9 protein-coding genes and 1 pseudogene are annotated in these 23593 nt (G+C 68.3%); 5 read left to right on the forward strand and 5 right to left on the reverse strand.

Features of this window, described 5'->3' with window-relative positions; all coding sequences use genetic code 11:
• Positions 1-12 precede the first annotated feature (12 nt).
• Positions 13-726: a VIT family protein gene (locus ACJH6J_RS12180; protein WP_406801652.1), complete on the forward strand. Its 714-nt coding sequence runs from the start codon at positions 13-15 to the stop codon at positions 724-726.
• Between the two features lie 335 nt (positions 727-1061).
• Positions 1062-1421 carry a hypothetical protein gene (locus ACJH6J_RS12185; protein ID WP_406801653.1) on the forward strand — a complete coding sequence of 120 codons (360 nt, stop codon included), beginning with the start codon at positions 1062-1064 and terminating at the stop codon, positions 1419-1421.
• A 163-nt stretch (positions 1422-1584) separates the two neighbouring features.
• Here ACJH6J_RS12185 and phaZ read toward each other — a convergent pair whose 3' ends face one another.
• From phaZ to ACJH6J_RS12200, 3 genes and pseudogenes are all read right to left on the reverse strand, one after another.
• Positions 1585-2403, reverse strand: coding sequence for a poly(3-hydroxyalkanoate) depolymerase (gene phaZ / locus ACJH6J_RS12190; RefSeq protein WP_406801654.1), 819 nt, complete (start codon positions 2401-2403; stop codon positions 1585-1587).
• A pseudogene (locus tag ACJH6J_RS12195) lies at positions 2400-4085 on the reverse strand (PHA/PHB synthase family protein). The gene phaZ and the pseudogene ACJH6J_RS12195 overlap by 4 nt, the downstream one beginning before the upstream one ends.
• 1 nt (position 4086) lies before the next feature.
• Complete coding sequence (locus tag ACJH6J_RS12200; RefSeq protein ID WP_406801655.1) at positions 4087-5589, reverse strand: long-chain-fatty-acid--CoA ligase; 1503 nt, start codon at positions 5587-5589, stop codon at positions 4087-4089.
• 107 nt (positions 5590-5696) lie between these two features.
• Between ACJH6J_RS12200 and ACJH6J_RS12205 the strand changes: the two genes are divergently transcribed.
• Positions 5697-6875, forward strand: a complete 1179-nt coding sequence (locus tag ACJH6J_RS12205) for a PucR family transcriptional regulator (protein WP_406801656.1) — start codon at positions 5697-5699, stop codon at positions 6873-6875.
• A gap of 340 nt (positions 6876-7215) precedes the next feature.
• Positions 7216-8112, forward strand: coding sequence for a DUF559 domain-containing protein (locus ACJH6J_RS12210; RefSeq protein ID WP_406801657.1), 897 nt, complete (start codon positions 7216-7218; stop codon positions 8110-8112).
• 185 nt (positions 8113-8297) lie between these two features.
• Here ACJH6J_RS12210 and ACJH6J_RS12215 read toward each other — a convergent pair whose 3' ends face one another.
• Both ACJH6J_RS12215 and ACJH6J_RS12220 read right to left on the reverse strand, forming a co-directional pair.
• Entirely contained in the window at positions 8298-10133 is a 1836-nt protein-coding gene (locus ACJH6J_RS12215) for an acyl-CoA dehydrogenase (protein WP_133425841.1), read from the reverse strand.
• A gap of 607 nt (positions 10134-10740) precedes the next feature.
• Positions 10741-21795 (reverse strand): type I polyketide synthase, encoded by an 11055-nt coding sequence (locus ACJH6J_RS12220; protein ID WP_406803994.1) that lies wholly within the window; start codon positions 21793-21795, stop codon positions 10741-10743.
• Positions 21796-22153: 358 nt separating this feature from the next.
• Between ACJH6J_RS12220 and ACJH6J_RS12225 the strand changes: the two genes are divergently transcribed.
• Positions 22154-23593 carry a condensation domain-containing protein gene (locus ACJH6J_RS12225; RefSeq protein WP_406803995.1) on the forward strand — a complete coding sequence of 480 codons (1440 nt, stop codon included), beginning with the start codon at positions 22154-22156 and terminating at the stop codon, positions 23591-23593.

A 23593-nucleotide genomic window follows, 5' to 3' on the forward strand; every position in this document is an offset into this window, starting at 1 on the left:
AGCGTTGCAGGAATGGCGATCTCGTCCCATGATGCCGAGCCCCACGCGGGTTCGGTTGCGTCGAAGCTGAACTGGTTGCGCGCCGGCGTGCTCGGCGCCAATGACGGCATTGTGTCGACTGCCGGCATCGTCGTCGGTGTCGCGGCCGCGACGGTGGAGCGCGGGCCGATCTTCACCGCCGGTATGGCCGGATTGGTGGCCGGTGCGGTGTCGATGGCCTTGGGCGAGTATGTGTCCGTGAGTTCCCAGCGCGACACCGAACAGGCCCTGCTGGCCAAGGAGAAGCGCGAGCTTCAAGAAGATCCCGCGGCCGAACTCGAGGAGCTGGCCGGCCTGCTGGAAGGCCGGGGACTGTCGACGCCGACGGCCCGCACCGCCGCCGAGGAGCTGACCGATCACAATGCGTTTGCGGCGCATGCGGTGGTCGAATTGGGTATCACGCCAGGTGATTTGGCGAATCCGTGGGCGGCGGCGTTCTCGTCGGCGGTGTCGTTCACCGTCGGGGCGTTGTTGCCCTTGATCGCGATCCTGCTGCCCCCGATGGCGCTCCGCGTTCCGGTGACCATGTTCGCGGTGCTCCTGGCGCTGGCGATCACGGGCGTGGTGTCGGCCCGGCTCGGTGGCGCATCCGTCGGAAAGGCTGTGGCACGCAACGTGATAGGCGGCGCCCTGGCGTTGAGCGCCACCTATCTTGTCGGCCATCTCGTCGGCGGCGTCATCGCCTGAATCCGGTTGTGCGGGCCGCGGTTCTTGCCGGCGTCGCCTTAGCCCGACGGACCGCCGGCAGTTCTTACCGGCGTCGTCGCCTGAGCCCGACGGACCGCCCGCAGTTCTTACCGGCCGCCGCCCGAGCCCGACCGACCCCGCCGTCCTTGCTGGCGTTGTCGGCGTGTCGGAATTGGCGTGTCGGCTCTCCTGCGGCACATGCGATTTGGAACGGTCAATGTGCCTTGACCGTCAAGGCACATTGACCACTCCAGATCGAACATGTCCTAGAAGTCCGCGGGACCTGTCGGTGCCCGCGCGCATACTTCCCGAATATCTCTGGGGAGGGGTAAAGCATGGGTGGACCGAGTGATGACCCGTACATGCGTGAGCTGGGTCGTCGTGCGCTGGTGGATCTCCTGGGCGAGGAGGGCGCCTACCGTGCCCTCAATGGCCTCGATGACGACTTGCCCGACGATGACGTGTTCGAGGAGCGTGAACCCGAACCCGACCCGGTGTTGGCCGACTTCTACAGCGGAAACAGCGTGCGCGCCCTCGCCGATGCTCGTGACGGACTGGCCGCCGCGAAAGAGTGTTATGACCAGGCCGTCATCCAGGCCCGCTCGGCCGGGTGGACGTGGCCCGAGATTGCCCGTGTTCTCGGCGTTTCCAAGCAAGCCCTGCACAGCCGGTTCCGGGACCGGACACTCGATTAGTCGGGCGTCTGCCCGCACATGTTTCGTCTGGAGCGGTCAACGTGCCTTGACGGTCAAGGCACGTTGACCGCTCCAGATCGCATGTGCCAAGGGAGAGAGGTCTGCGCTGGGTCGGCCCGGCACGTGCCCACTGCCCGCGATCAGACGCGTTTCCCAAGCTCGTTCAGGCGCGTGCCCCCGGCTCATTGAGGAACGTGGCGATCACCGGTGCCAACTCGTCGGCGTTGGTGATGAGGTCGACGTGCCCGCCGGAGTGCAGGTGCAGGTGCGAATGCGGCATCAGGAAATTCATGATGCGCGCGTTGGCCACCGGGATGATCGGGTCGTCCGTGCCAGCCACGATCAGCGTCTCCTGACGGACAGCGGGCAACGCGTGGATGCTGGTCCACACTGCGCCGGCCATCAGCTGGTGCACGTAGCCCATCTTCGAACCCGCATGCAGCTGCTGCAGGAACAGCTTCGCGATGTCGTCGCCGTGCTGACGGACCGTGCCACCGTAGAGTTCCCCGGCGATCGAGGCGGCGTACGACGCATTCGAGAACCGCTTCGGCGTCAACATTTTCGCCAGCACCCGAGGATGCCCGGGAATCATTACCGCCCCGGTTCCGGTGGCCACCAGCACCAGCCGACGGCAGCGCCGCGGGTTCTGGAACGCGAATTGCTGTGCCAGCGCCCCGCCCCAGGACAGGCCCAGGACGTCGACGACGGTGAACCCCAGCTTGTTCAGCATCCGCCCCATGACCCAGGCCAAGTACGGAAAGCCATAGGGCGCGAACGATGTTGGCGATCCGCCGGTGCCGGGCACGTCGAACCGGATGATCGTGGTGTCCGGCAGGTGCTCGACCAACGGGTCGAGCACCTCGAGGCTGGCGCCGATGCCGTTGCACAGCACCAGTGGAACCGCATTGGGATCGGTGCCGCGGTCAACCCGGACCCGAAGCCGCTGACCGCCGACGGACACATACCGCTCGGTGACGGTCATTTCTGCAGCACGTACGTGCCGGGTGCGGGGCCGACGGCGATGAAGCCCTCGGCGCCCAGCGTCGTCGGGGCGTCGATGTCGTCGCCGCTGCGTTCGGCCAGCCACGCGACGTAGTCGGGCCACCAGGAGTCACTGGACTTTTCGGCCTCGGTCAGCCATTCCTCCGGCGTTCCATCGGTCACCTGGGCGATCCGGTACGACGCCTTCGGGTTCCCGGGCGGGTTGACCAGTGCCGCGATGTGGCCGCTGGTGGACAGCACGTAGCGGTTGTCCTTGCTGCCCAACAACTTCGCGCTGCGGTAGGTGGCCTGCCACGGCGAGATGTGGTCGGCGATGCCGCCGATGACGTAGGCGTCGCACGTGATCTTGGACAGGTCGACGGGTGTGCCGAGCATGCTCACCGCACCGGGCGTGACCAGTGAATTGTGCAGGCCCATCAACACCATGTCGCGGTGCAGTGCGGCCGCCATGCGGGTGGTGTCGGCGTTCCAGAACAGCACGTCGAACGCCGCCGGGCTGCGGCCCTGCACGTAGTTGTTCACCCAGTACCGCCACACCAGATCGGTCGGCCGCAGCCAGGCGAACATCTCGGCCATGGCTTTGCCGTCGAGATAGCACTTCTTCGCGGACGTGGCGATCGCGGCCTGTGCCGCGCGGTCACTCATTGCGGCAGAAGCGAATCCGGCGCGGTCCTGGTCCAGCACCGTCACCGCCAGGGTGAGGCTGGCGACTTTGTCGGCGTCGCCGGTCTCGGCCAGGTGTGCCGCGGTCATGGCGGTGATGATGCCACCGGAGCAGCTCGCCATCAGGTGGGCGCCGGCCGTGCCGCAGATCGCCCGCACCGCGTCGATGGCCTCGATGATGGCGGCGCCGTAGGCGTTGATGTCCCAATCCTTGTGCCGGGCCTGCGGATTGCGCCACGAGATGGCGAACACCTGCTGCTCCTGCTGCACGAAGTACTCGATCATGCTGCGGCCCGGAGCGATGTCCATGACGTAGTACTTGTTGATCACCGGCGGCACCATCAGCAGCGGCACTGTGTGGACGGTCGGGGTCTGGGGTGCGTACTGGATCAGCTCGAACATCCGGGTCTGCAGCACCACAGCACCTTTGGTGACGGCGACCGTCTCGCCGACGGTGTAGGCGTCCGGCTCGACCATGGCCGGCACCCGGGGTGACGACATCATGTCGCGGGCAAAGGCTTTCAAACCGCGGACGGCGCTGAGGCCGCCGGTGTCGATCATCGCCTTCCAGCCCAGCGGGCTGATCTACGGGTTGTTGGTGGGGGCCAGGCCCTCGATGGCGTTGTCGAAGACGAACCGCATGCGGGCTTCGTCGCGCCAGTCCAGATCGGCGTCGGAGAACAGCTTCTCAGCGGTGTCCGATGCGGCGAGGTAGCCCTGCATGATGCGGTGCAGGAGTGGATTCTGTTGCCACGCAGCGTCACTGAAGCGCTTGTCGGCGCGTTGTGGTGCCCGGTCGGAGTCGCCGGTGGCGATCTCGCCGAGCTCGCCGGCCAGCTCCTTGCCACGCTCCAGCAGAGTGCCGGGCTGCTTGGCCAGGCTGACGGCCATGCGGGCCCACGTCTGGTCGGGCAGCATCCGGCGGGCGAACGGTTTGGTGGCGCTGGTCAGTAGCAGGTCCAGTGGTGCGGCGAGCTCTTCGGGGTGCAGGGTTGCCATCTCAGTTGTCGCTTTCCGTTGTGGGGATGGTGATTTCGCGACGGAGGAGCTTCCCGGTCGGGCCCTTGGGCAGGTCGTCGAGGAACCAGATGCGTCGCGGGTACTTGTAGGCGGCCACCTGGCTCTTGACGAACTCGCGGAGTTCATCGGCGGCGACCTCGATGCCGGGCTTGAGGCTGACGGCGGCGCCGACCTCCTCGCCGAGCGAGTCGTGCGGGATGCCCACGACAGCCGCCTCGGCGACCGCCGGGTGGGTGTACAGCACCTCTTCGATCTCGCGGGGGTAGACGTTGAAACCGCCACGGATGATGAGCGCCTTCTTGCGATCGACGATGTAGTAGTAGCCGTCTTCATCGGTCCGGGCGATGTCGCCGGTGGCGAACCAGCCGTCGGCGTTGATGGCTTCCGCGGTGGCCTCGGGCAGGTTCCAGTAGCCCTTCATGACGTTGTGCCCGCGAATCTGGATTTCGCCGGGCTCGCCTTGCGCCACCTCGGCGCCGTCGTTGTCGACCACGCGCATCTCGACCCCCTCGACCGGCGTACCGATCGAACCGGGCTTGCGCGGCCGGTTCGGGTGGTTGAACGCCGCCACCGGCGAGGTCTCGGACAGGCCGTAGCCCTCCAGCACGGGGCAGTCGAAAGTCTTCTCGAAGTCCTGCAGCACCTGTACCGGGATCGCGGCGCCGCCCGAGACGGCGATCCGCAGCGTGTCCGTCGACGTCGTGCCGGCCGCGGCCAGCAGTGCCGAGTACATGGTCGGCACGCCCTCGAAGATGGTGACGCCGTCGCGCTCGATCAACTCGAGCGTCCGGGCCGGGTCGAAGCGCGGCAGCAGGCTCAGCGTCGCACCGGCCAGCACTGCCGAGTTCAGGCCACACGTCAGGCCGAACACATGGAACAGCGGCAGGCAACCCATGACGACGTCGTCGGGCCCGATGTTTAGCAGCGTCCGCACGCAGACGTCGGCATTACGGCCCAGGCCGCCGTGGGTCAGCTCGGCGCCCTTGGGCTTGCCCGTCGTACCCGACGTGTGCAGGACGACGGCGGTGTCGTCGCCGGCGCGCTCGACCGGCGCCGGTTGGGCCGGGAGGTCCGCGATCAGCGCCGCCAACCCGGCGTCGTCGACGATCCACCAGCCCGCGCTCGCCGCGGCGGCACCGGCCCGCGCTTCGTCGGCGAAGGCCGGCGGGGCGAACAGGGCCTTCGCCGTGGTGTTGGAGAGGTAGAACTCGATCTCGGGCGCCTTGAGCAGCGGGTTCATCGGCACCGCGACGGCGCCGGCGTACAGGATCCCGTAGAACGCGGCGGCGAAGGCCGGACCGTTCGGCAGCATGACGCCCACGCGGTCACCCGGTTCGATGCCGGCCTGCCGCAGCAGCGTGGCGACGCGGGCGGCGGCGTCGTCGAACTGGGCGTACGTGTAGGTCTGGTCGTCGCAGCGCAGCGCGACGCTGTCGGGGCGGCGGGTGGCGCTGGCGACGAGGTTCTGGCTCAGGTTGGTCATGTATCAAGCGTGATTCCGCGCGGTCCCAGAGGCGATGGTGGCGGGAACAACAGTGACCACCGCCAAATGTGACCGGCCACAATCGGCGCCTCGCCTAAGGTTGGCTGATGGCCGGGGTCGAGGAGCACATGCGGGAACTCAGCCGGATCATGCTGACGCGCGTGGAGACTCTCGGCGAGCAACTGGCCGACCGCATCTACAGCCGCATCGACGGCTACCGCACCACCCCGTCGGCGCGCGACAACGTGCGCGAAAGTTGCGTCGCCAACATGACTTTCGTGTTCCACACCCTCTGCGCTGACGGCGAGGCCGACCTGTCGCCGGCGGAAGCGACCGGCCGGCAACGCGCCGTCGAGGGCATCCCGTTGGCCGCGGTGATGACGGCCTATCGCATCGGTTTCCGCTTCATGTGGGAGAGCAGCGTCGCCGCCGCGCGGGAGGCCGGCATCCCGACCGAATCCATCCTCGAGGCCAGTGCGCGCATCTTCCTGAGCCAGGACGAGTTCACCCAGGCGATGACCGGCGCCTACCGCGAGCAGCTCACCAGCCAGATCATGGATCGGGAAGAGGAGCGGTCGGCTCTGGTCGAGGCGGTGCTGCTCGGGCGCATCACCGACAACCAGAGTCTCTGGGAGGCAGCCGATCTGCTGGGACTGCCCACGACGGGTCCGTATGTGGTTGCGGCGGCGGAGATTCCGGCCATCGGCAAGCTCGGGCTACCCGAGATCGCGAGCAAGCTCGCGGCCCGCGACATCCGCTCGGCCTGGCGCCTGCTGCCCGACCTGCAGGTCGGCGTCGTGCACCTGCGGCAGGACGCGACGTACGGCGTGCTGGTCGAGGTGCTGCGCAAGATCGCGACGGCGCGCGTCGGCCTGAGCCCGGCGTTCGCAAGTTTGGCGGAGACGGGCGAGGGCCTGCGCCTGGCCCGGCTGGCGGTGGCCGGCAAGCCGAGCCGCGACGGCTTCGTCTGCGCCTTCGACGACGCGCCGCTGGCGTTCGCCGCGGTCAGCGCGCCCGAGGTGATGAACCGCATCGAGGAGTCGGTGCTCGGCGGGCTCCGTGGGCTGCCCGCCGAGGAGCGGGCCGTCCTCTCCCAGACCTTCCAGGCGTGGCTCGACGCCGGTGGTTCCGCCAACGAAGCGGCTGCGGCAATCTTCTGTCACCCCAACACCATTCGGCACCGGCTGCATCGCATCGAGGAGCGGACGGGACGGTCCCTGTCCCGTCCCCGCGACGTCGCCGAGCTGTGCCTGGCGTTCGAGATCAGTCAGCGCCTGCCGGACTAGGTGGGGCTCGCGGGCCGGGCAGGGCGGGGCTCGGGTCGCGGCTCGGCTCGCGGGGCGCCGAGGCGTTGATCGTGCGGCTTGGCAGACGGCTACTCGCAGAGATTCTGCTGTGGCGCACAGTCAATGATCCCGGGAGTTCACCGTGCGCCTTGGCAGGCCTCCACTCGCAGAAAGTCGGCTGTGGCGCACAGTCAACCGGTGCGGAGATGGCCGGGGATCGAGTGTGCGTCCGGCATCACGCGGGCGCAGGCTATCCACAGTTCGCGATCCGTCCACAAGCGCCGCCTCCGGTGTGGCTGACACTGCAGTAGATGTCTGCGGCCGCGGAGACGGTGTCGCTATGACCGAACCATTCGTCGGTAGCGAGGCCCTGGCCTCCGGCATGCTCAACCGCTACGAGCTCAGCCGCTACTACCGGCTGCTCATGCCGAAGATCTACGTGGACAAGCGGACAGAGCTGTCGCTCCAGCAGCGCACGACAGCCGCGTGGTTGTGGACGGGTCGGGAAGGCGTCGTCGCGGGAGCCGCTGCGTCAGCTCTTCATGGCGCGAGTTGGGTGGCCGACGACATTCGCATTGAACTGATCAGCGCCAAAATCCGCGCACCTCGCGGCGTGGTCACTCGCCGCGACCTGGTCTACGGCGACGAGGTCACCCGCGTCGACGGGTTGCTCGTCACCAGCGTGGAGCGGACGGCGTTCGACCTTGGCCGTCGGGAGCTGATCGGATCTGCTGTGGCGCGCCTCGACGCCCTGGCTCGAGCTACCGGATTCACGGCCGACGATGTTCTGGCGCTGGCTACGCGCCACCCGCATGCCAGGGGCTTGAGGCAACTGGAGCCGGCGCTGGGCTTGTTCGACCCCGGCGGCCATTCGCCGCAGGAAACTCGATTGCGATTGACGTTGATCGGCGCGGGGTTTCCCAAACCTCAGACTCAGATACCGGTACCTGGGCCCGACGGCAACCCGAAGTATTTCCTCGACATGGGCTGGGAGGAACTGATGCTTGCGGTCGAGTACGACGGTGCGCAACATGCTGAGTCGCTCGCCTACGACATCGAGCGTGCCGACTACATCGCGCAAGTCGGGTGGACCCATGTCAGGGTTGCCGCAGGGCATCGCAAGGCGTCCGTGATTGCGCGGGTGGAGCGCGAGTGGAATCGCCTCTGGCGGCCAGGACTCGGAGTTGCCGGGCGCACGCCGCCCCTTCCAGGGCCTCCGCTGGACCTGATGCGTTGACTGTGCGTCTTGGCAGACGGCTACTCATAGAAGTTCTGCTGTGGCGCACGGTCAACGGGACGAGGGGACGCCCTCGCGTTGGGTGTGCGTCTACGCAGGCGCCGACTCGCAAGAGTTCTGCGCTGGCGCACAGCCAAAAACAGCAGCCCCCGGCGAATGCCGGGGGCTGCTGTTCTTGGTGAGGATCAGAAGGACGCTTCGTCCAGCTCCATGGCCTCGTTGTCGACGGACTCGATGACCGAGCGAACGCTGGTCAGCAGCGGCAGCATGTTCTTGGCGAAGAACGACGCCGACGCGATCTTGCCCTCGTAGAACGCGCGGTCGTCGCCGGTGGCGCCCTCGTCGAGCGCCTTGATGGCGACCGCGGCCTGCTTCAGCAGCAGCCAGCCGATGACCAGGTCACCGACGGCCAGCAGGAAGCGCACCGAGCCCAGGCCCACCTTGTAGATGGACTTCGGGTCTTCCTGAGCGGCCATCAGGTAGCCGGTCAGGCTGGCGGCCATGCTCTGGACGTCGCCCAGGGCGGTGGCGAGCAGCTCGCGCTCGGCCTTCAGGCGGCCGTTGCCGTCCTGGTTCTTGATCAGCTGCTCGATCTCGCCGGCGACGAACGCCAGGGCCTGGCCCTTGTCGCGGATGATCTTGCGGAAGAAGAAGTCCTGCGCCTGGATGGCGGTGGTGCCTTCGTACAGCGAGTCGATCTTCGCGTCACGGATGTACTGCTCGACCGGGTAGTCCTGCAGGAAGCCGGAACCACCGAAGGTCTGCAGCGACTCGGTCAGCTTCTCGTAGGCCCGCTCGGAGCCGACGCCCTTGACGATCGGGAGCATCAGGTCGTTGACCTTGAAGGCCAGCTCGGCGTCCACACCGTGAACGGCCTTGGCGACCTCGGGGTCCTGGAACGACGCGGTGTACAGGTACACGGCGCGCAGGCCCTCGGCGTAGGACTTCTGGGTCAGCAGCGCCCGGCGAACGTCCGGGTGGTGCATGATCGAGACGCGCGGAGCGGTCTTGTCCATCATCTGGGTCAGGTCAGCGCCCTGGATGCGGGTCTTGGCGTACTCGAGAGCGTTCAGGTAGCCGGTCGACAGGGTCGCGATGGCCTTGGTGCCGACCATCATGCGGGCCTGCTCGATGACGTCGAACATCTGCGCAATGCCGTTGTGGACCTCGCCGACGAGCCAACCGACGGCGGGGATGCCGTGCTGGCCGAGGGTCAGCTCACAGGTGGCCGAAACCTTCAGGCCCATCTTGTGCTCGACGTTGGTGACGAAGGCGCCGTTGCGCTCGCCGGGCTCACCGGTCTCGGGGTCGAAGTGGAACTTCGGCACGAAGAACAGCGACAGACCCTTGGTGCCCGGGCCGGCGCCCTCGGGGCGGGCCAGGACCAGGTGCATGATGTTTTCGAACAGGTCGTCCGAGTCGGCCGAGGTGATGAATCGCTTCACACCGTCGATGTGCCAGGTGCCGTCGGCCTGCTGGGTGGCCTTGGTGCGGCCGGCGCCCACGTCAGAACCGGCGTCGGGCTCGGTCAGCACCATGGTGGCGCCCCAGCCGCGCTCGGCAGCCAGAACGGCCCACTTCTTCTGCTCGTCGGTGCCGTTGTTGTAGAAGATTTCGCACATGCCCGAGCCCATGGCGTACATGTAGGCGGCCGGGTTGGCGCCGAGGACGTGCTCGATGAGGGCCCACTGCAGCGCGCGGGGCATCGGCATGCCGCCGAGCTCTTCCTTCAGGCCGACCTTGTCCCAGCCGCCGTCGAGCAGGGCACGCATCGACTTCTTGAAGGGCGCGGGCAGGGTGACGGTGTGGGTCGCGGGGTCGAAGACCGGCGGGTTGCGGTCGCCGTCGGCGAACGAATCGGCGATCGGGCCCTCGGCCAGGCGCGCGATCTCGTTGAGCATTTCACCGGCGGTGTCGGCGTCCAGGTCGGCGAACTTGCCTTCACCCATCGCCTTGTCTACGCCGAAGACCTCGAACAGGTTGAACACCTGGTCACGGACGTTGCTCTTGTAGTGGCCCACGATTTCTCCTCGATGAGATGGACTGTAGGGGTTGGGTACTCAGGGCTAAGTTACCCACCAGTAACTGGGGCTAACTATACCGCCGGGTAACTTCATCGCAAAGCAGTCAAGAGCAAATTTTTCGCAGCTAACCAACCCAGTGGTTGAACGGGGTGGTTTCGCGACCGGTTTATGGCCGCTGACCTGCAGTTTAGTCCGAATGTGATGTCCGCCACCGGAAACTTCCGGAACTGAGGATGACGTGTCAGTTGGGGCCAATGGGAGCCCTGTTGTGGCGTCTTCGCGGTGGATGCGAAGGCTTACGCCCGCCGTGATCTCAGCGCCCGAATCGGCGCGGTCCGACGGCAATCCTGGGGGGTCGCTGTGAGGCGGGTCACCATGCCGTGGTTATGTGAGGTATGCGTCGGGTAGCGGTGTGGGGCACAGGCAACATGGGGGCGACGGCGATCCGGTCGGCGGTCGCGTTCCCGGGGCTCGAGCCTGACAGAATTGCTCGCGCACGTCAATAACTTATTGACGCCAGTGCGGGGTATTTCTGGGCTGGTAGGCCCAAAGGACTGGGTGTGCACGCGGCCGGTTCAGACCGCGTGCACACCCGTCACAGTCGTCACTCCTGTGCGGCAGGTGCCTCAGGCTCGGCGTCGCCGGCAGCCTCGGCAGGCGCCGCAGCCTCCGCCGCCGACTCCGCCGCGGCCGACTCCTCAACCGTCGCCTCCGGTGCACCCGATGGCGCATCCGACGGCGGCAGCTGCGACGCCAGGTGCCCGGCGAGTTCGCCGAGGGTCGGGTAGTCGAAGATCGCCGTCGGGCTGATGTCGAACTTGCCGCCGAACTGACCGAACAACCGGTTGCGGAGCTCGACCGCCATCAACGAGTCGGTGCCCAGATCGAGGAACCGGCTCGTGGCCGCGGGCGGCTGCGCCAGGCGCAGGAAGCCCTGCACCTCCTTCTGCAGGAACTCGGTGATGAAGCCGGCGCGCTGGGCGTCCGGAATCTCCTGCAGCTGCCGCAGCAGCTCGCTGTCGCCGGCGGCCGCGGTGTCGCTGGTCGGCAACACCTGGTCGAGCAGCGGCGGGCGGATGCCGCCGAGCATCTTGGCGGCCCGCTGCCAGTTGGCTTTGAGGACCGTCGCCTGCGCCGCACCGTGGCGGATCACCTCACCGAGGGCAGCCAGGGCCGCCGACGGCTCGAGCGGCATCATGCCCTGCGCGCTGAGGTTCGCGGTGGCAGCCTGCGAGCTGGCCATGCCGCCGCGGCCCCACGGACCGAAGTTGACGGCCGTGGCCGGCAGACCCAGTGCCCGGCGGTGCGCGACGAGGCCGTCGAGCAGCGCGTTGGCCGTCGCGTAGTTGGCTTGCGCCGGTGAACCCAGCACCGCCGACGCCGACGAGTAGACGATGAAGAAGTCGAGATCGTCGTCCTGCGTCAGCTTGTGCAGGTGCAGCGCGCCGAAGGCCTTGGGGCCCAGGGTCTTCCGGAAGCGCTCCAGATCCTGCTGGGGCAGCAGCGCGTCGTCGAGCACACCCGCCAGGTGGGCCACGCCGGCCAGCGGCGGCAGTTCGGTGCGGATCCGGTCGAGCAACGCGGTAACCGAGGACTCGTCACCGACGTCGCCGGAGAAGACGTGCACCCGGCAGTGGAAGCGCTCCATCATCGCGTCGATGGCGCGCTGCGCCTCGCCGTCCGGCTCGCGCCGGCTGGTCAGCACGATGTCGCCGGCACCCAGCTGGGCCAGGTAGGCGGCGGTGTGCAGACCGAGCGCCCCGAGACCACCGGTCACCAGGTAGGTCCGATCACCGTGCGGCTGCAGCGGTTTCGGCATCTGCACCACGATCTTGCCGATGTGCCGGGCCTGCTGCATCCGGCGGAACGCCGTCTTGGCCTCGGTCAGCGGGTAGACCTCGGCGGGCACCGGCGTCCACTCACCCTTGGCCAGGCCGTCGGCCACCTCTTCCATGAGCCGCTGGATGTGCGCGGGATCGGTCATCATCGTCACGTCCAGCGCGACGATCTCGTAGTTGATGTCCGGCCGCGCCTCTGCCATGCGTTCGGGGGTCCAGATGTCGCGCTTGGCGATCTCGGCGAATCGGCCGCCCTGGGCGGTCGCGCGCACCGTGGCCTCGACGAAGCCCTCGTTGGTCAGGCTATTGAGCACCACGTCCACGCCCTCGCCGTTGGTGTCGGCGAGAATCTGGTCCGCGAAATCGGTTGTGCGCGAGTCGTAGACGTGCTCCACGCCCATCTTGCGCAGCGTCGCGCGCTTGTAGGTGCTGGCGGTGGCGAAGACGATCGCGCCCTTCTGGCGCGCCATCTGCACCGCCGCCAAGCCGACACCACCACTGGCGGCGTGGATCAGCACGCGGTCGCCCGGCTTGAGCTGCGCCCAGTCGAACGCCAACCGGACCGTCAGCGCCGCCGCGGGCAGCGTCGCCGCGTCGACCGGGTTGATGCCCTCGGGGACCACGGCGAGCAGCTGCTCCGGCACGTTGAGCCGGCTGGAGAAGGCGCCCTGCATGGAGCCGAACACCCGCTGCCCGACCTCGAATCGGGTGACCTCCGAACCCAATTCGGTGATGACACCGCACAGATCGCCACCGATGGGCCCCGGATCGCCCGGGTACAGGCCGAGCACGTTGAGCACGTCGCGGAAGTTGAGGCCGGCGGCCTCGATCCGGACCTGCACCTCGTGCGGCTCGGGCGGCGTCACTTCTTTCTCGGTCAGCCGCAGGTTGTCGATCGCGCCCCGCTCGGTGGGAGCCAGCACGTAGTCGTCGGAACGCGGCATCGGCAGGTGGCCGCTGCGCGCCCAGTGCATCAGCCGTGGCACGAGGAACTTGCCTTGCCGCAGTGCGAATTCCGACTCGGTGACGGGAGTGCCCAGAATGCCGGTCAGCCAGTTGGTGGCGTTGTCGTCGGCGCCGTCGAGGTCGACGAGCTTCAGCCGCAGGGTCGGCTGCTCGTTGATGACGGTGCGCCCCAGGCCCCACAGCGCGGCCTGCACGGGGTCGACGGGCTCGCCTGGCTCGGTGGCCACGGCGCGCTCGGTGACGATCCACAGGCCGCCGGTGAGGTTCAGCTTCTCCTCGGCGAGTGCGATCTGCATGCCTGCCAGCACGGTGCCGACCTCGGTCTCGAGGCGGGCCGCGACGTCGGCGTCCTCGTAGCCCGAAGCGCGCCAGACGATTCCGGTGACGGGGGAGCCGGCCTCGGCTGCCGTGATGATCGCCTGCTGCCAGGCGGCGGCGTCCAGGGTCTGGTCGAGCTTGACGGCCCCGGGGAGACCGGCGGCCAACTCGTCGAATCCCGCGACCAGCCAGGTGCCGGTGGTCGCTGTGGTCGCAGCTTCGGCCGCGTCAGTAACACCCGGTGCCGCACCCTCCTGCCAGCCCAGCGTGTACAGCAGGCGAGTGGTGTCGCCGCCAAGCCCGCGCATCAATGCCTCACGCGGTGCCCGCTTCACGGTGAACTCGGTGATGCCACCGAGGCGCTTGCCGTCGCGATCGAGGAAGTCGATGTCGAAGACCTGCGTCTCGTTGGTCAGCTCACTGGTGTGCCAGCGTGCCCGCGCGTAGAAGCGCCGCGGCATCTTCTCGCGCAGCTCGACCTGGCCGTACCGCAGCGGCAGGAACAGGTCGTGCATGCCGTGTTCGGCGGCCAGCAGCGCCGGGAAGGCCGGGAAGGCCACACCGGTGCACAGGTCCAGCAGGACGGGGTGGATGGGCTCGGTGCTCAGGTGCTCGGCGAGCTCGTCACCGACCGACACATCACCGATGGCCATGCCGTCGCGCACCCACAGCGACTTGAGCGACGTGGACCACGTTGGGCCCCATGCCAATTCCATGTCGTTGAAGGTCTCGAACAGCTGCTGCGGACGCAACCGCTCCATGCGCTCGACGACGTCCTCCATCGAACCGGCGACGTTGTCGGACGCGTCGGCCTCGTCGGCGCCGGCCAGCAGGGTGCCGTCGGCGTTGAGCGACCACTCGGCTTCCCGCACGCCGTTCGGGCGGCTGTGGACCTGGAACTTCCAGCCTTCGCCGCCCTCGAGGGTGCGGATGGTCAGCTGGGTCTCACGAGACGCCTTGTCGGGCAGGATGATCGGCTCGTAGAAGAAGACTTCCTTCACCCGCGCCGGTGCGCCGACCGAGGCCAGCGCCATGGCCGCGTACGTCGCGCCCGGCACCACGACGGTGCCGTAGATGACGTGGTGCGACAGCCACGGCTGCGTCTTGACCGACAGCACATTGCTGTAGATCGTGTCGCCGGTGGCCAGATCCTTGGCACTGCCCAGGATTCCGGACGTGGCGGCGGCCCCGCCGGAGCTCATTCCCACGACGTTGGCGGTCTTGGGCCAGAAGCGGCGCCGCTGGAACGGGTACGTCGGCAGCTCGACACGGTGTCCGCGGTTCTTGACCGAGAAGTCCGGCCGGTGCCCGCAGATGTACGTCGTGGCAAGCGCTTCGGTGATCTGACGCTGCGCGTTGGCACCCTTGCGCAGGGACACGATGGCGCGCGGGGTCTCGGCGCCCTCGGGCCAGCACTGCAGCGCGGCCGCGGTCAGGATCGGCTGCGGCCCGATCTCCATCAGCACCGAGCAACCCAGCGCCGCCACGGTCTTGACGCTCTCGGTGAACTGCACGGGCTGACGCGAATGCCGCCGCCAGTACTGCGCGTTGATGGGCGTCTCGGCAGTGAGGACCGAACCGGTCCGGTTGCAGATCAGCGGCAGGGTCGGCACCGCGAACTGGAACTGCGTTGCGAAGGCCTCGAATTCGTCGAGTACCGGGTCGAGCAGCTCCGAATGGAAGGCGTGGCTCGTCTCGAGCCAGGTGCAGCGCGTGGCGTCCTCGCTGCAGGCGGCGACGATCTGCTCCAGGTCCTCACCCGGACCCGACAGCACGGTGTTGCGGCCGTTGTACGCACCGACCGACACCCGCGGGAACGCCTCAGCAGCACGCTCCACATATTCGGGATCGGCGAACACCGCGACCATGCGGCCACCGGCCGGCAGGCTGGCGAACAGCCGGCCGCGCTCGGCGATCAGACGGGCGCCGTCCTCCAGACTGAACACCCCAGCCACGCAGGCCGCCGCGTACTGACCGACGCTGTGGCCCAGCACCGCATCGGGCTCGATGCCCCACGACTGCCACAAGCGGGCCAGGCCCATCTCGACGGCGAAGATCGCGGGTTGCGCGAACGCGGTGTTGCGTAGGGTCTCTGCCGCCTCGCGGTCGTTGCCGAACATGACCTCCAGCAGCGGGCGCGGCAGCATCGGGTCGACGGCCTGCGCGCACCGGCGTACGACGTCGGCGAAAACCGGTTCGGTGTCGAACAATTCGCGCGCCATGCCCGGGTACTGGCTGCCCTGGCCGGGGAAGAACCACGCCGTGGTCGGCGGGTCGGTGCATTCGCCCTTGAGCACGCCCGGCCGCAGCTTGTTCGCCACCAGGTCTTCCAGCAGGTTCTTGGCGTCGTGGACGGTGTTCGCGACCACCGCGGCGCGGTGCTCGAAGTGCGAACGTCCCGAACCGGCGGTGAAGCAGACGTCGGCGATCGAGGCGTCGGGGTGCGCTTCGAGCCAGTCGCGGTACCGCTGGGCGAGCGCCGTCAGGCCTTGGGCCGAGCGCGCCGACAGCGGCAGGACGCTGATCGGTTCGGCGGCAGGGGTTTCCGGTGTGGTCTCATCCGTGACGTCGTCATCGGCGGTGATCACCGGTGCCTCTTCCAGCAGCACGTGCGCGTTGGTGCCGGTGAAGCCGAAGGAGCTCACACCGGCGCGACGCGGACGGCCGTCGGTGTGCCACGGGGTGGGCTTGTCGACCACCTGGACGGGCAGCGAGTCCCACGGGATGTGCGGCGACGGCTTGTTGAAATGCAGGGTCTGCGGGAGCATTTCGTGCTCGAGCGACAACACGACCTTGACCAGACCGGCGACGCCGGCCGCGGATTCGAGGTGCCCGATGTTGGTCTTCGCGGTACCCATGAGCAGCGGCCGGTTGGCATCACGGCCGGCGCCATAGGCGGCCGCCGCGGCCTGGACCTCGATCGGGTCGCCGAGCGGCGTGCCGGTGCCGTGCGCCTCGAGGTAGTCGACGTCGCCGCCGCTGAGTCCGGCCCGGGCCAGCGCGGTGTTGATGAGTCGTTGCTGTGCACCACCATTGGGGACGGTGAGGCCGCTGGACGCACCGTCCTGGTTGACCGCGGTGCTGCGGATGACCGCGGCGATGCGGTCGCCGTCGCGCTGGGCGTCACTGAGCCGCTTGAGGACCAGGACACCGCAGCCTTCACCGCGGACGTAACCGTCGGCGGCGGCGTCGAACGTCTTGCAGCGGCCGTCGGGCGCCAGCATCCGCGCGCGGGACGCCGCGACGATGGACGCCGGGCTCAGCAGCACGTTGACGCCACCGGCCAGAGCCATGTCGCAGTCACCCGCGTGCAGGGCCTGCACCGCCTGGTGCACCGCGACCAGCGAGGAGCTGCAGGCGGTGTCGACCGCCATGGCCGGACCTTCCAGACCCAGCGTGAACGACACGCGACCCGCGATGGCGTTGAGCGCGTTACCGGTGATGAAGTGCGGTTCGAGATTTTCGACGGAGCCGCCCGAGAGCAGGTGCGAGTACTCGTTGGCGCCGACGCCGATGAACACGCCGGTTCGGCTGCCGCGCAACGCCGCCGGCGCATAGCCGGCCCGTTCCAGGCCTTCCCAGGCGATTTCGAGCATCAGCCGCTGCTGCGGGTCGATCCACACGGCCTCGCGCGGCGAGATGCCGAAGAACTCCGGATCGAAGGTGTCGACGCTGTCCAGGTAGCCACCGGAGCGGGTGTAGATCTTGCCCGGCGTCATGGCGTCGGGGTCGTAGAACTCGTCGACGTCGAAGCGGTCCTCGGGGATTTCGCTGATCGCGTCGACACCCTGAGAAAGCACCTGCCAGAACGCATCCGGATCGGGCGAGCCCGGGAAACGGCACGCCACAGAGACGATGGCGATGGGCTCGTCGGCAGCGGCGAGCGACTTGACCTCGGTGACGGCCTTCGTACCGGCCTTCTCGCTGAGGTTGAGGATGTCGCTGAGCAGGTAGTCCGCGACATCGGTGAGGCGGGGGTGGTCCATCGCGAGCGTCGCCGGAAGTTCCTTGCCGACACCCTGTTCCAGACGGCGACGCAGTTCGACGGCCATCAGCGAGTCCATGCCGAGGTCGAAGAATCCGGTCTCCTCGCGGATCTCGGAGGCCTCGATGCGCGTCACCTCGGCGACGGCGTCGCGCAGGTACTCCAAGACGAGCTTCTTGCGCTGCTGCACCGGCGCGGCGATGAGCTGCTCGACCAGTCGGGTGTTGCCGGACGCGCCGACGGCGCCGGCGGTCGCGGATTCGGGCACCTCACGGGCGACCTCGGCGAGCAGGGCACGGGACCCGGCCTGCGAGTAGATCGGCAGGAACTTGGCCCAATCCATGCGTGCCACAACGGCTTCCGCGGGGTTGCCACCGGCCACCATGACGTCGGCCATGCCGGTGAGGGCGTCGGCGGGGGACAGGGTGCGGACGCCGCGGCGCTCCAACTGGGCGCGGGCATCGGGGTCGGCCATACCGGCGGCGTGGCCGTTCCCGCCCGCCCCCCAAGGGCCGAAGTTGACGCTCATGCCGGGCACGCCCTGCTCACGCAGGCGCCAGGTCAGGCCGTCGAGGAACGCGTTGGCGGCGCTGTAGGCGGTCTGGCCGTAGCTGCCCCACACCGCCGAGATCGACGACGTGGACAGGAAGAAGTCCAGCTTCAGGTCGGTGACGGCTTCACTCAGGTACCAAGCGCCCCAGACCTTCCCGGAGAAGACGCGCTCCAGCTCGGCGTCTTCCAGGGTGGCCAGCGGCGTGGTGCTGTTCTCGCCGGCGGCGTGCACGACACCGGCCAGCGGCGGCAGTTCGGCGCGCAGGGTCGACATCAGGCGGGCGACGTCGTGCGGATTGGCGACATCGGCGGTGACGACACGCGTCTGGCAGCCGTACTGCTCGCGCAGTGCGTCAATGCGCTGCTGCGCTGCCTCACTCGGCGCGCGCCGGCTGGTCAGTACCAGATTCCGGGCGCCGTGCGCGGCCAGGTGACCCGCGATCTCCAGGCCGAGCGAACCCAGGCCACCGGTCACCAGATACGTTGCGTCAGTGCGCAATTCCAGCTGAGTCGGGTTCGGCTGCCCGGTACGGCGGACCAGGCGCGGCACGTGCACCCCCTCGGCGCGCAGCGCGATCTGGTCTTCGCCGCGCGGCGCCGCGATCACCTGGGTGAGCAACCGCGACCATTCCTCGGTGCTGCCCTCGGCCAGGTCGGCCAGACCGCCCCACACCTGGGGGTATTCCAGCGCTGCCGAACGGCCGAAGCCCCACAGACCCGTCTGCTCGGGTGCGACGGTGTCGGTGTCGGTAACGCGTTGTGCACCACGGGTGATCACCCAGATGGGCGCCCGCAGCTCGGCGGCGGCCGCCGCGCGGAACAGGCGCTGCGTGCCGCTGAGGACATGGTGCTGCACCCGCAGCACGGCCTGCATGGAAGCCCGGTCGGCATCGAGCCCGGCGACGTGCAGGATGCGCAGCGTCGGCTCCTCCTCGACAGCCGCGCGCAGGTCGGCCTCCAGCTGCTGCTCGTCGGCGTCGGAGCTCAGCAACCCGAGAACGCGGTGCCGGTGGCCGGCCCGGGTCAGGGCCTCGGTCAGCGGCGCGAGCACGGCCGCGTCGTCGCTGATGACGACCCACGCGGAGCCCTCGCCGACCTCCGCGGGCGCTCCGGCCGCGATCTTGTCCCAGCGGATTTCGTACCGGGCGTCCGAGACGGATTGCGCGGTGCGCTGCCGGTTGTGCTGGGCCGCAAGCTTGTTCAGCACTGCGGTCGTCGATTCATCGGTGCCGCCCAGCAAGGTGGCGAGCTCATCGATGCGGCCGTCTTCGAGCAGGCGGACGGCCTCGGTGGTCGCCCCGCCCATGTGCGCCGTGGCGGACGGTGCGACGCGCTCGTCGCGGAACCAGTACGCCTTGCGCTGGAAGGGGTAGGTCGGCAGATCGACATTGTGGGCCGAGCCGGGCCGGACGGCGGCGAAGTCGGGCAGGTGGCCGACGGTGTAGGTGGTGGCCAGCGCCTCGGTGATCTGCCGGTGGTCGGCGCCCTTGCGGCGCAACGACGCAATGGCGCGCGGTGCGCTCGTCGGGTCGGGCCAGGCGCGCAGGGCCGCGGCGGTCAGGATCGGCTGCGGGCCGACTTCGAGCAGTACCGCGCAACCGAGCTTGGCGAGCGTCTCGACGCCCTTGGAGAACTCGACGGGCTGACGTGCGTGCCGGCGCCAGTACTGGCCGTCGAGCTTGGCGGTGCGCCCCAGGGTGTCACCGGTGCGGTTGCACACCAGGATGCGCTGCGGCGCATTGAACGTGAATTGGTTTGCGTACGACTCGAATTCGTCGAGCGCCGGGTCCAGCAGCGCCGAGTGGAAGGCGTGGCTGGTCTCCAGCCAGTCGCAGCGGATGCCGTCACCGGTCAGCCCGGCGACAGCGCGTTCCAGGTCGGCGCCCGGACCGGAGAGCACGGTGTTGGCGCCGTTGTACGCGGCGACCGAGAGGCGGGGGTATTCGTCGGTCAGCCGCTCGACGCGCTCGGGTGCGGCGAAGATCGCCGCCATCCGGCCGCCCGGGGGCAGGTTCCCGAACAGGCGACCGCGCTCGGCGAGCAGGCGCATGCCGTCTTCGAGGCTGAACACCCCGGCGACGCAGGCCGCGGTGTACTGGCCGACGCTGTGGCCGAGCACGACGTCGGGCTCGAAACCCCACGACTGCCACAGCCGCGCCAGGCCCATCTCGACGGCGAAGATCGCCGGCTGGGCGTAGCTGGTGAGGCGCAACGTCTCATCCGGACCTTCGAAAATGACGTCCAGCAAAGGCTTTTCGAGCACATCGGCGACTGCGGCCGCGCACTGCTTCACGGTCTCGGCGAACACCGGCTCGGTCTCGAACAGCTCCTTGGCCATGCCGGCGAACTGGCTGCCCTGACCGGGGAACAGCCAGGCGGTCTTCGGCTTGTCGGCGGACGTGCCGCGCACCAGGCCCGGCGCCGGGCGGTCGTCGGCCAGCGCGCCGAGCAATTCGCGCGCGGAATCCAGGGAATTGACCACGAGCGCGGCACGGTGCTCGAAGTGGGCGCGGCCCGCACCCGCGGTGATGCAGACGTCCGAGAGGGTGGCCTCGGGGTGCGCGGTCAGCCAGGTGCGGTAGTCCTCGGCCGACTGCAGCAGCGCGGCCGGGGTTCGGGCCGACAGCGGCAGCACCATGAAGCGCCGGTCGTCAGGCTCCTCGGCCGGTGCCTGCGCCGGCGCGGCGGCGGGTGCTTCCTCAAGCAGGACATGGGCATTGGTGCCGGAGAAGCCGAACGAGCTGATGCCCGCGACGCGCGGCCGGTCGCCGCGTTCCCAGGTGGTGGCCTCGTCGACGACCTTCACCGGGATGCGGTCCCACGGGATGTGCGGCGACGGGTTCTTGAAGTGCAGGTGCTTGGGCAGTTCCTGATGCTCGAGCGACAGGATGACCTTGATGATGCCGGCGACGCCCGCGGCGGCCTCCAGGTGCCCGATGTTCGTCTTCACCGAGCCGATCAGCAGCGGGTTGTCGGCGTCGTGCCCGGTGCCGTAGGCCGCGGCCGCGGCCTGCACCTCGATCGGGTCACCCAGCGACGTGCCGGTGCCGTGCGCCTCCAAGTAGCCGACGTCGGCAGGCGACAGGCCCGCGCGCTCCAGCGCTTCGGCGATAACACGTTGCTGCGCAACACCATTGGGGACGGTCAGGCCACCCGAGGCGCCGTCCTGGTTGATGGCGCTGCCGCGGATGACGGCCCGGATCCGGTCGCCGTCGCGCACCGCGTCTTCCAGTCGCTTCACGACGATGACGCCACAGCCCTCGCCGCGCACATAGCCGTCGGCGGAGGCGTCGAACGTCTTGCACTTGCCGTCCGGGGCCAGCATGCGCGACTGCGAGAAGGTGATCATGGTCGCCGGGCTCAGGATGACGTTGGCGCCACCGGCCAGCGCGAGATCGCACTCGCCGAGCTGCAGGGCCTGGCACGCCTGGTGGACGGCCACCAGCGACGAACTGCAGGCGGTGTCGACGGTGACGGCCGGACCCTGCAGGCCCAGCCGGTAGCTGATGCGGCCGGCTGCCGCGGCGCCTGAGGTACCGATGGCCATGTAGGCCTCGATCTCCGGGTAGGTCAGTTCGGCCGAGGCCATGCCCAGGTAGTCGTGCGTTGCCAGACCGATGAACACGCCGGTCTGCGTGTTGGCCAGAGCGGACGGCGCCGTGCCCGAGTGTTCGACGGCGCGCCACGCCATCTCCAGCAGCAACCGCTGCTGCGGGTCCATCATCTTGGCTTCGCGGGTGGACACCCCGAAGAAAGGAGCGTCGAACCCGACGGCGTCTTCGAGGAAGCCGGCGCGGCGCGTGATGATCTTGCCGCGGGCGTCCGGATCGCCATCGAAGAACTCGTCGACGTCCCACCGGTCTTGTGGCACCTCGGATACGGCGTCCCGGCCTTCGCGCAGCATCTCCCAGAAGGATTCGGCGTCGGTGGCTCCGGGGAAGCGGGCGGCGTACCCGACGATCGCGAAGCTGGACGTTTCCGGACCTTCGATCGTTGCCATGAAAAAGCTGTCCTCCGCGTTTTGCCGGTGACGTCCGATCCCGCGCAGGAGACCGTGTTCAGCGCCAGAATTTATGTTGCGAACGGCCGGCCTCGACGATTGGTCGGCAGATCTACTTGACGGCCGGCTCAGTCATGAATGGCCAGTTGATCTTCCGAACGGCCACGGCCAGCTCATCTTCTGCGGGCCAGTATTACATGTAGGTTGCTGAAGCACGAGGATTATGTGCGCCGGTGGTGGGTGGTCAGCGCGGACCGCCCCACCAGGCGTAACGGCGCCGGCAAAGGTTGCCGGGGTATGTTGATGGCGCCAACAGTGTTGCCGGGCCTCTGTGTGCCCAAACCTGGGAGGAAAGTAATTGCGAATCGGGAAGATCACGATCGGAAAGATCGATGATTGGACGCCGATCCCAGGTGTTCTGACCTCCTGGCACCCCACCGAGGCGGCTCGCGAAGTGGCCCGACAGGCACCTGTGAGTTCGGTGCCGGTCAGCTACATGCAGGGCCAGCACATCCGCGGTGTCGTCGAGCGCACCGGTTCGGGCCTGGAGTACTCCCGGCAGATCATCGCGACGTGCGAAGTCCCTGGTCAGTGCGACATCGCGGCCATGAACGAAGCGCTGAACTCCTATCTGCGCAGGCACGACACCTACCTCAGCTGGTTCGAGTACACCGAGGACGGGGCGAGCGGAGCGACGGGAAATGGCACGGGCGAGATCCTTCGCCATACAATCCTCGACCCCGAGGACCTCGAGTTCGAGCCCGTCAACCACGGTGAACTGGCGGTCGAGGACGTCCGCAAGCACCTCGTGGACATCCCCACGCCGCTCGAGTGGGGCTGCTTCTCCTTCGGCATCGTCCAGAGCGAAGACAGCTTCAACTTCTACGCGGCCATCGACCACGTCCACGGCGACGCGGCGCTCATCGGCATCACGATGCTGGAGGCTCATGGCCGGTACACAGCATTGACAACAGGGGGCTCAGCGTTTGCTCTGCCCGACGCCGGCAGCTTCGACGAATGGTGCGTCCAGGAGCACGAGCGCACCTCGGCGCTGACCGTCGACTCTCCCGAGGTGCAGGCCTGGATCGAGTTTGCTGAGAACAACAACAACAGCATGCCGGAGTTCCCGTTGCCGTTGGGGAACGCCATGGAGCCGTCGGTCGGCGACATGGTCGGCGAATCGCTCATGGACCCCGAGCAGACGGCGCGGTTCGAGGCTGCCTGTGAGGCGGCCGGCGCCCGCTTCGTCGGCGGCCTGTTCGCCTGCATGGCCCAGGTCGAGCACGAATTGACCGGTGCTGCAACGTATTACGGCCTCACCCCGCGTGACACCCGGCGCACGTCGGACAACTTCATGACGCAGGGCTGGTTCACGGGACTGGTGCCCATCACCGTGCCGATCGCCGCGGCGACCTTCAACGAAGCCGCTTGGGCGGCGCAGGAGTCGTTCGACGGCAACCTCAACATGGCGCGGGTTCCGTACTACCGCGTCCTGGAGCTCGCACCGTGGCTGGACTGGCCGCGGCCCAACTTCCCGGTGTCGAACTTCCTGCACGGCGGCGCGGCGCCGCTCAACACCATCCTGGCCGCCACCGAGATGGGATACGCCAACAACATCGGCATCTACTCCGATGGCCGGTACTCCTACCAGCTGACCATCTACGTCTTCCGCTACGAGGGCGGCACGGTCATGGAGGTCATGTACCCGGACAACCCCATCGCCAAGAAGTCCGTGACCCGGTACCTGGAGGCGATGAAGTCGGTCTGCACGCGGATCGCCGACGGCGGGAACTGGTGA

Origin of the sequence: Mycobacterium sp. SMC-18, assembly GCF_045310895.1 — a bacterium.
Lineage (GTDB): Bacteria > Actinomycetota > Actinomycetes > Mycobacteriales > Mycobacteriaceae > Mycobacterium.